This is a genomic window from Rhizobium sp. RSm-3, assembly GCF_001854685.1.
GTDB lineage: Bacteria > Pseudomonadota > Alphaproteobacteria > Rhizobiales > Rhizobiaceae > Rhizobium > Rhizobium ecuadorense.
Map to the genome: position 1 here is coordinate 255,060 of NZ_MAWZ01000060.1, position 9,314 is coordinate 264,373.

The following is a 9,314-nucleotide window of genomic DNA, read 5'->3' on the forward strand; positions in this document are numbered from 1 at the left end:
GCGGCGCGATGCTGGATATGCTGGTTGTGGGCGGAGGTTATGTCGGCCTTTCCGCCGCTGTCGCGGTCAAGCAGGCAGCACCGCATCTGAATGTCGCGGTCGTCGAGGCGGCCCCGGAGCATGTCTGGAAAAACGACACACGCGCTTCGGCCGTCATCGCGGCGGCGGCGAAAATGCTCGAAATCTTCGGCATCTGGAACGAGATCGAGCCGGAGGCCCAGCCGATCACCAAGATGATCGTCACCGACTCGAAAACCTCCGATCCGGTCCGTCCGGTGTTTCTCACCTTCGACGGCGAAGTGGCCGAAGGCCGGCCTTTCGCCCATATGATCCCGAATGTGGCGATGGTCGCAGCGCTGCGCGGCGTCTGCGAGCGGCTCGGCATCGACATCCGCCATGGCCTCGGCGCCACGGAGTTGAAAACACACGATACCCATGTCACCGTCACGCTTTCGGACGGCAGCACGCTGGAGAGCCGGCTGCTGGTGGCCTGCGACGGCGTGCGCTCGAAACTGCGCGACCTCGCCGGCATCAAGACCGTCACCTGGGATTACGGCCAGTCCGGCATCGTTGCCACAGTCGAACACGAGCGGCCGCATGAGGGCTGCGCCGAGGAGCATTTCCTGCCGGCCGGCCCCTTCGCCATCCTGCCGCTCAGGAACAACCGCTCCTCGCTGGTCTGGACGGAACGGACGCATGATGCCGACCGGCTGGTCGCCGCCGACGACCTGGTTTTCGAGGAAGAACTCGAACGCCGCTTCGGCCACAAACTCGGGGCGCTGAAGGTCATCGGCGACAAACGCGCCTTCCCGCTCGGCCTCACACTCGCCCGCGCCTTCGTCGCGCCGCGTTTTGCGCTGGCCGGCGACGCCGCCCATGGAATTCACCCGATTTCGGGACAGGGCCTGAACCTCGGCTTCAAGGATGTGGCGGCCCTTGCCGAAACGATCGTCGAGGCCGATCGCCTCGGCCTCGATATCGGCTCGATCAACATTCTCGAACGCTACCAGACCTGGCGGCGCTTTGACACCTTCCGCATGGGCATGACGACCGACGTGCTGAACCGGCTGTTCTCCAACGACGCAACGCCGATCCGCATCGCCCGCGACGTCGGCCTCGGCATCGTCGACCGGCTGCCGCGCCTCAAATCCTTCTTCATCGGCCAGGCGGCCGGCACGACGGCCAAGGACAATCCGCGGCTGCTGGCCGGCCAGGCAATTTAAGCGGAGTGAAGAGGCGCTATTCGTCCAAGCGGCGGGCTTCGGAGACCAGCATGATCGGAATGCCGTCGCGGATCGGATAGGCAAGCCGCGCCTTTTCCGAGACGAGCTCATTGTGTTCGCGATCATAGGAAAGCCGGCCCTTCGAGAGCGGGCAGACCAGGAGATCGAGCAGTTTCGGATCAACGCGGCTGAGTTTTTCGTCCATGGCTGAAGTCTACTGCAGAACCGTGTCGGAGTCACCGAAGACCCGCGCCAGCACGATCTCGGTGATGGCGATCAGCGTTTCGGCCCGCGTCTTCAGATCGGGCGCCTCCAACAGCGCCTGCTTTTCAGCCGGCCCGAACGGCGACATCATCGCCAGCGAATTGACGAGCGTCAGATTGCTCGCCCGCTCGACGCTCTCCCAGTCGGCTTCCAGCTTGTTGGCATCGAGATAGGCCTTGAAGGCGGTCAAAAGTGCTGCGCGGTCGACCGCCTCCTCCTCGTTGGCGGCCGAGAGATCGGCGATGAACGGGGCGATACGGAAGGTGCGGAAGGGATCGCTGGTCGTTTTCTCCCCGAGCAGCCGAAAGCGGCAGACGCCGGTCAGCGAGACGATATAGCGCCCGTCGCCGGTCTCGGCGAAGGAAGTGATGCGGCCGAGGCAGCCGACAGCGGCAAGGTTGGGGTCGCCGCCCTTGTCCTCGTGTTCGCCGAGCGCCGGCTGGACCATGCCGATCAGCCGGTTTCCCGTCAGCGCCGCATCCAGCATCGCCAGATAACGCGGTTCGAAAATGTTGAGCGGAAGCTGCCCGGCCGGCAGAAGGAGGGCCCCGGTCAGGGGGAAGACAGCGATCGTATCAGGCAGATCGCCCGGCTTCAGGTATCTGGCATTCCCGACTTGCATGAAACCGTCCCGCATTCTTGTAACGGGCTTGCCCGTCCTGACGAGAATGTGGTGCCCCCGCTCGAAAACGCAAGGGCAGACGCTCGAAACTTAGCGCATACGCCGGAAAATCGGAATCGGCTTGCAACAGGATCCAGCGACTTGCCATCCTGTTGGAGCGGCAGCGCGCTACGAGAACAGCATTGCCGAAAGCTTGCGCCGGGCCGAAACCGTCGCCGGATCCTTGAAGCCCCAGACCTCGAAGAACTGCAGCAGCTGGCGGCGGGCGCCGTCATCGTCAAAGGCGCGGTCCTTGCGCATGATCAGCAGCAGGTGCTCGGCCGCTTCGTCGCGCCGGCCTTCGACATTGAGGATCTTGGCAAGCTTCAGCCGCGCCTCGTGGTCGTCGGGGTTTGCGGCAAGGTCACGTTCGAGCGCAACGGGATCGCCGAGCTTGCGGGCTTCCTCGATCTGTTCGAGCTTTTTCACCACCGCCTGGATGCCGGCGTCTTTCGCCAGCTCCTCCGGCAGATCCGTCAGGGTTTGGCGCGCCCGCTCATGCTGGTTTGCGGCGATCATGCATTCGGCCATTCCGGCAATCGCCTTGGCATTTTCGGGATCGGCCTGCATCACCGCGGCGTAGAGCTGAGCGGCCTCATTGATACTGCCGGCGGCCAGCAATTCTGCCGCTTCGGTGACCACGGCCTCGATCTCGGCCGCCTCATCGGCACCGGCCGGACCGGCTATGCGGTCGATGAACTGCTGGATCTGGCTTTCCGGCACGGCGCCCATGAAGCCATCGGCGGGGCGGCCGTTGACGAAGGCGATGACGGCGGGGATCGACTGGATGCCGAGCTGTCCGGCGATCGACGGATGGTCGTCGATGTTCATCTTGACCAGCCGGACGCGACCCTGGGCTTCGTTGACCACCTTTTCCAGCACCGGCGTCAGCTGTTTGCACGGCCCGCACCAGGGCGCCCAGAAATCGACCAGCACCGGCTGCTTGCGCGATTCCTCGATGACGTCCTTGCCGAAATTCGCGGTCGTCGTGTCGGTGATGTAGCTGCCTGCTGCCGCCGCCGGCTGAGCGCCGAAGCTGGTCGTCGCCGTCATCTGATTTCCGAAGGAACCATTATAGGGGTTGTCGCTGCCGCTCATAGGTATCTCCCGCCGCGCCGATCCTGCCGGCCTCATTGTAGCGCTAAAATCGTATGTCAGGACGTCACTTTCAAGACAAGCGGCTTATGTCCGGTCGCTTCCATGAAACGGATGAGGTCGCCGCTCGCAATCGATGTCGTCGCATCGTTGGACAGCGGATGGCAGTTGACGATTTCCTCGCGCATCAGATCGGCATCGAACACGAAAGTGACATTTCCTGCCGTATCGTTGATCGCGCCGAAGGCGGTCACCGCGCCGGGAATGACACCGAGATAGTCCATCAGCTTCTCCGCCCGGCCGAAGGAGACCCGGCCAGATCCGCCGATAACATTATGCACCTGCTTGAGGTCGACCTCGGCATGTTCCTCCACGGTCAGCAGGAAATACCTGTCCTTCTTGTCCTTGATGAAGAGATTCTTGGTGTGGCCGCCGGGGATCTCGTCGCGCAGCGCAACCGATTCGGCCACGGTGAAAACCGGCGCGTGATCGAGCGTCTTGTGCGGGATGCCGAGCCCATCGAGAAAGGCAAACAATTCTTCTCTGGTCTTGGGGGCGTTTTCGGGCATCGGGCAATCCATTGCGCAGGAGGGACAAAGTCGAGGCGTCCTGATTAAATCCGTCCCCATCATTTGGCAATCTTCGCCTCCGACGCTCTACCCCCGCATTTGCGGCCTTTCCGCCGGCCTGATGCGACCTTGCGAATTTTTCTTCGCCTCTCCGTCATTTCCCTGTTGCATTTGAAAATCCGTTAGGCCATATAGCGCCCGTCGCCACAAGGCGGCGCCCACGGTCCAACAACTACCCCGGACCGATGCGGATTGAGCGGGTGTAGCTCAGGGGTAGAGCACAACCTTGCCAAGGTTGGGGTCGAGGGTTCGAATCCCTTCGCCCGCTCCAGTTTTCCAAACGTCTTCCAGCAACTTAGCGGAACATCTCAAGGCGTTTGCTGGATTCGTCCATGCAAGGCACCATACAGGTACCGAAGAATGGCGCAGCAGAACTTCAATCAATAGCGCTTGATCTGGCCCATCCGAGGCTGGATAGACGCGCCCAAATTTGGATAATTGGGTTTCGGATGAAAACTAAAATCGAAATGCGTATGCTGGTTCCCCATTTAATCCCGACCAAAAGCATTTTTTAGTTATGAATAGATGCTGGCACCATCAACGCCATTTCTGATTGTCCGCTATTTGAGAATTGCAGCCAGGCCGCGACTGTGGCAACACGCTGACGGCTCGATTAAGATCCTCCCGCCGAAACCTTCCGGAGAAATGAAATGAACGAGATCGTACCGAACATTGACACGGAACTGGACGTAATTTTCGGCGAGTATCGAGACCGAGCGACCGTTGAGTTGTTCGTGAAGGGCGTACGCGATGCAGCTTTGACCGGAACACTCTATATTGGGTATCCGGTGCTGACGATTGATGATGACAAGATTGAATTCGATGCTGTCCTAGTTTCGCGTGATCGTGGCGTAGTAATATTTGATCTCTATTCCTATGGCGGCGGGAAGGTGGGCGCCGTAGATCTGGAGTTACCAGAATACGTCGTTACCCGCCAGGAACAGCTTTATGCGGCACTCTTCAACCGCTTGAATTCGTTCGGCGAGCTTCGAAGTGGGCGCTCCCTCGCGATCGAGATACGAACGGTTACGATTCACCCAATTTCGGATGTTTTCAAAGAGGAAGGCGACAGCCTGCTGGTCGGCCTCGATCGCCTCAATGAGCTGGAGGCAGTTCCCAATAAGCGACAGCCGGACAACGACAAGCTTTCACATCTCAACGCCGCGATTCAACGAATTTCGAATCTAAAGCCTAAGAAGAAACGCGCCAATGTTGTCAGTCAGGATTCCAAGGGATACCGAATCAAGGAAATTGAAAAGAAGATCGCGAATTTGGATCTCTGGCAAAAGCGAGGGTCAATAGAATACGTTAATGGTCCTCAACGAATACGTGGTCTCGCGGGGTCGGGCAAAACAGTCGTACTCGCACTAAAAGCTGCCTACCTGCACGTTAAAAGACCAGATTGGGACATTGTCGTAACCTTCAACACAAGGTCCCTGTATCAACAGTTCGAGGCACTCATAACACGGTTTGTGTTCGCGCAAATCGCCGATGAGCCGGATTGGAAAAAGCTGCATATCAAGCACGCTTGGGGCAGTTCGGATCGTATGGGTGTTTATCGCGAATACACCGCAGCAACAGGCGCAAGCTACCGAGATTTTGGTACAGCAAGCAGGCTATTCGGCTACGAGACGGCCTTCACCGGAGCATGTTCTGAAGCTTTGCGGAGCACGCCGGACGAGCCACTTAATCGATATGACATGATCCTTATCGATGAGGCGCAGGATCTACCCAGCGACTTCTTCAAGCTAGTGTATCGAATGGTCAAAGATCCGAAGCGCATAGTCTGGGCTTACGATGATCTGCAAAATTTAGGTGATACCCAGCTTCCTTCAGCTAAGGAGTTGTTTGGAGTTGACGGCTCAGGAAAAGCACTTGTTGAGCTGAAGAATGAAGATGATCAGCCCCAACAAGATATCGTGCTTCCGAGATGTTACCGCAATCCGCCGTGGACCCTACTTTCCGCACACGGGCTAGGATTCGGAATACATCGGAAGCCAATGGCGCAAATGTTTACTGATCCTGAAATCTGGAGTCGTTTGGGCTACACGGTAAAGAGTGGCGAACTAAAGTTCGACCGAAACGTCGTCATAAAACGCGCAGAGGAAAGTATTCCAGAATTTTTTAACGAACTTCTTACACCAAAAGACACATTAATCACAAAGAAATTTGATGACTCCCTAGAGCAATACGAGTGGGTTGCGAAGAAAATCAAGACTCTAATTTCTGATGATGAGTTGGAACATAGTGATATACTTATCGTAATGCCGAACGTACGAACAAGCAAGTCAGAAGGCGCTAGGATGCTGCGCGCCCTACTTGCGGAAGACTTGCAAGGGCACATTCCGGGTCAAACTTCATCGCGAGACGAGGTGTTCCGTGAGGAGTCGATCGCGATAACGCATATCTACCGGGCAAAAGGAAACGAAGCGCCGGTCGTCTTCGTCATAAACTCGGAATTCTGTGAAGGGAAATACGGTATAAAGCAGCGTCGAAATATCCTCTTTACCGCCATGACGAGGTCACGCGCCTGGACATACGTCCTCGGGGTTGGCGCCGGAATGGAAGCGATCCAGGATGAGCTCAAAGAGATTAAACAAGACGATTTCACACTAGACTTCCACTATCCTAAGAGGAAGGAAGCTGTCGAGTTAGCCGTTTCTAGCGACGCACTTTATGCAGATGCAGGAACTAGCGAGGAGTTTAAGGATATTCGAGCCGCAGTGCAGAAGGCTAAGGAGCAATGGGATCAACTGCCATTGGATCTCCAGCGGGAATTGAGCCAGCTGCACGGTGACGCTCAATGAATCCAAAGCAGCTCTGCAAAGTTTTAAATAATTTTGTCATAGACGGGCTCGCCAATAATGTGTTTCTCGCGTCCCAACAGCATCAAATTGATGTCGTTGGAAACAGAATTTCTTTGAAGCCGGTCGTCGACATTGGGATGGTTTCAAGCGGGGGTATTTCGGCCTCTGAATATGTTGATTTGCTTGATAGAGAAGCGTATTCAGCTGTTTTTGCAGACGGCTCTATTATTTGCATCCAGGCCACCTTCGACGGCAACACCGTTGAGAGTCACAGATATTTTTTCATTCCATGCCCATTTTATGCGAATGCGTTGGTTGGGCGACCGCAACACATATCGCTTGCGGATTGGTTAAGGGATTCTATAGCACTAGAAGGCGTCAGCAGTTTCCGAAGCGTCGGAACATTTCGTTTTGATTGCGTCCGATCGATGCCCGAAGACTTGGCCGATCCTCATCCAGTTTCGCACATGACGTTTGGGTCTGCGGATTGCCGTATGCCGGTTAAGGGTCCAGTAAGCATTGCTTATTTTCTCCATTTCGTATTCGACAATTTTTACCGTGCCGACAAGCGGTTCTGGTTAAACTACTCGTCATATCTCACATCGGGTGAAACAGAGGTGACAATTACCACGACCGAGTTAATGCAACAGCATTTGAATTGGGAAGAATAGGGGAACTGGCAGCGCCTTGCGAGTTTCCCGAAAAGCTTGCACATCGCGTCCATTTCCACCGGCGCGCTAGTCTCGTAATGGATCGCAATCCGCTTGTAATTTATTTTGGTTGATTAGTTAGTTTGCCAACTTATTGTCGAGGCAAAATGGGCGCGACTTCGGATCGGGAACCTTCATACTCGGAGCGGGAGCCCCTTCGGCCACGGCCACTCGAACCGCGACCCATAAAATCCTGATTGCTCCCAATATCACTGAGGTTCATCATGCGCATTGCCGTCGGTGGCATTCATATCGAGTGCAGCACATACAATCCCGTGCTGAACGAGGAGAAGGATTTTCGGGTCCTGCGCGGCCAAGCCCTGCTGGAATCTCCCTACTTCGCCTTCCTGAAGGATTATGACGCCGAATTCCTGCCGACGATCCATGCCCGCGCCATTGCCGGCGGCCCGGTCTCACGCGCCACCTACGAGGCCTTCAAGGGCGAATTCCTCGAGCGGTTGAAGCCGCTTCTGCCGCTCGACGGTCTTTATCTCGCCATGCATGGCGCGATGTATGTCGAGGGCATGGAGGACGCCGAAGGCGACTGGATCTCTGCTGCCCGGGCGCTGGTCGGCGAGGATTGCACGGTTTCGGCAAGCTATGACCTGCACGGCAATGTCACCCAGCGCATCATCGACGCGCTCGATATCTATTCCACCTATCGCACCGCGCCGCATATCGATGTCGAGGAGACGATGCGCCGCTCGGTCTTCATGCTGGTGAAGAGCCTGAATACCGGCGTGAGGCCTGTCGTTCTCTGGGCGCCGATCCCGGTCGTGCTGCCCGGCGAGCGCACCAGTACCGTCGATGAGCCGGCTAAGAGCCTCTATGGAATGCTGCCTGAAATCGACGCGATCGACGGCGTCTGGGACGCATCCCTGATGGTGGGTTACGTCTGGGCCGACGAGCCGCGCGCCACGGCTGCCGCCATCATGACCGGCACCGACCGCGCCGTTCTGGAGCGCGAGGCCAGACGCCTCGCCAAGGCCTATTGGGATGCACGTGGAGATTTCGTCTTCGGCTGCGAGACCGGCTCGGTCGAGGAATGCGTCGCAAGAGCCATCGCCAGCCCGACCGCTCCTGTCGTGCTCGCCGAATCCGGCGACAACCCGACCGGTGGCGGTGTCGGCGACCGGGCCGACGTGCTGGCCGAGCTGATCGCCAGGGGTGCGACGGGCGTCGTCTTCGCCGGCATCGCCGACAAGGCGGCGACCGAGGCCTGTTATGCCGCCGGCATCGGCGCGGCGCTCAATCTCAGCGTCGGCGCCTCGCTCGATACCAAGGGCAGCAAACCGGTCACGGCCCGTTTCACCGTCAAATTCCTGCACGAAACGCCGGACCCCTCAGACCGTCAGGCGGTGGTTTCGACCGGTGGCATCGATCTCGTGCTCTCGGCCAAACGCCGACCCTATCACAATATCGCCGATTTCACCCGGCTCGGCCTTGATCCGCACGGCGCCAGGATCATTGTCGTCAAATCGGGCTATCTCTCGCCCGAGCTGGCGCCGATCGCCAATCCGAACCTGATGGCGCTGTCGACAGGGGTCGTCGACCAGTTCGTCGAGCGCCTGCCGCGGCTGCGCAAGCAGCATCCGACCTACCCGTTCGACCAGGATTTTGCCTTCGAGCCGCAGGTCTTCCTCTCCGCGCGCTCGGCGCGTCCGTGAGCTTCGAGCCGTCCGGCTTTTGCATCCCGAATGGCCGCATTGATGGCGCCGATTTCGTTCATACCGTCACCGAGGGGCCGGCTGAATGCAGCGCGGCGCGATGCGGCGGGCTGCTGCGCGCCGTAGCCACCCCGCGCCTGATACAGGCCCATACGATCGGACGTTAGACCGTTTTGCATTTAGGTTGACCCATATCCTGCGTTTCGGATGTAGTTTGCGCATTCGTTTGGTTTGATTGTCTCTATGGTTCGAGCCAAA

At 57.9% G+C, this 9,314-nt stretch carries 8 protein-coding genes and 1 tRNA gene; 5 read left to right on the top strand and 4 right to left on the bottom strand.

Translation table 11 applies throughout. The features are described from left to right. Window positions 1–8 precede the first annotated feature (8 nt). Entirely contained in the window at window positions 9–1,223 is a 1,215-nt protein-coding gene (locus BBJ66_RS32740; RefSeq protein WP_071093389.1) for a ubiquinone biosynthesis hydroxylase, read from the top strand. 16 nt (window positions 1,224–1,239) lie between these two features. Here BBJ66_RS32740 and BBJ66_RS32745 read toward each other — a convergent pair whose 3' ends face one another. From BBJ66_RS32745 to BBJ66_RS32760, 4 genes are all read right to left on the bottom strand, one after another. Continuing rightward, entirely contained in the window at window positions 1,240–1,428 is a 189-nt protein-coding gene (locus tag BBJ66_RS32745; RefSeq protein ID WP_003589705.1) for a Trm112 family protein, read from the bottom strand. Window positions 1,429–1,437: 9 nt separating this feature from the next. Continuing rightward, window positions 1,438–2,124 (bottom strand): LON peptidase substrate-binding domain-containing protein, encoded by a 687-nt coding sequence (locus BBJ66_RS32750; protein WP_184340677.1) that lies wholly within the window; start codon window positions 2,122–2,124, stop codon window positions 1,438–1,440. Between the two features lie 153 nt (window positions 2,125–2,277). Further along, window positions 2,278–3,246, bottom strand: coding sequence for a thioredoxin (trxA, locus tag BBJ66_RS32755; RefSeq protein ID WP_071093391.1), 969 nt, complete (start codon window positions 3,244–3,246; stop codon window positions 2,278–2,280). Window positions 3,247–3,302: 56 nt separating this feature from the next. Then, the gene (locus tag BBJ66_RS32760; protein WP_071093393.1) at window positions 3,303–3,812 is read right to left on the bottom strand and encodes a prolyl-tRNA synthetase associated domain-containing protein; all 510 of its coding nucleotides are present in this window, start codon (window positions 3,810–3,812) and stop codon (window positions 3,303–3,305) included. Between the two features lie 256 nt (window positions 3,813–4,068). On the opposite strand from BBJ66_RS32760, the gene BBJ66_RS32765 reads away from it, so the two are divergent. From BBJ66_RS32765 to BBJ66_RS32780, 4 genes are all read left to right on the top strand, one after another. Beyond that, a tRNA-Gly gene (locus BBJ66_RS32765) sits at window positions 4,069–4,143 on the top strand. Between the two features lie 379 nt (window positions 4,144–4,522). Beyond that, complete coding sequence (locus BBJ66_RS32770; protein WP_071093395.1) at window positions 4,523–6,679, top strand: DEAD/DEAH box helicase; 2,157 nt, start codon at window positions 4,523–4,525, stop codon at window positions 6,677–6,679. Continuing rightward, window positions 6,676–7,350: a DUF2290 domain-containing protein gene (locus BBJ66_RS32775; RefSeq protein WP_071093398.1), complete on the top strand. Its 675-nt coding sequence runs from the start codon at window positions 6,676–6,678 to the stop codon at window positions 7,348–7,350. The genes BBJ66_RS32770 and BBJ66_RS32775 overlap by 4 nt, the downstream gene beginning before the upstream one ends. Before the next feature lie 263 nt (window positions 7,351–7,613). Next, window positions 7,614–9,056, top strand: coding sequence for a M81 family metallopeptidase (locus tag BBJ66_RS32780; RefSeq protein WP_071093400.1), 1,443 nt, complete (start codon window positions 7,614–7,616; stop codon window positions 9,054–9,056). Window positions 9,057–9,314: the final 258 nt, after the last annotated feature.

Coding starts and splice junctions, on each gene's coding strand:
- trxA (WP_071093391.1), bottom strand. CDS start 3,246: ATGAGCGGCAGCGACAACCCCTATAATGGTTCCTTCGGAAATCAGATG.
- BBJ66_RS32775 (WP_071093398.1), top strand. CDS start 6,676: ATGAATCCAAAGCAGCTCTGCAAAGTTTTAAATAATTTTGTCATAGAC.
- BBJ66_RS32780 (WP_071093400.1), top strand. CDS start 7,614: ATGCGCATTGCCGTCGGTGGCATTCATATCGAGTGCAGCACATACAAT.
- BBJ66_RS32760 (WP_071093393.1), bottom strand. CDS start 3,812: ATGCCCGAAAACGCCCCCAAGACCAGAGAAGAATTGTTTGCCTTTCTC.
- BBJ66_RS32770 (WP_071093395.1), top strand. CDS start 4,523: ATGAACGAGATCGTACCGAACATTGACACGGAACTGGACGTAATTTTC.
- BBJ66_RS32750 (WP_184340677.1), bottom strand. CDS start 2,124: ATGCGGGACGGTTTCATGCAAGTCGGGAATGCCAGATACCTGAAGCCG.
- BBJ66_RS32745 (WP_003589705.1), bottom strand. CDS start 1,428: ATGGACGAAAAACTCAGCCGCGTTGATCCGAAACTGCTCGATCTCCTG.
- BBJ66_RS32740 (WP_071093389.1), top strand. CDS start 9: ATGCTGGATATGCTGGTTGTGGGCGGAGGTTATGTCGGCCTTTCCGCC.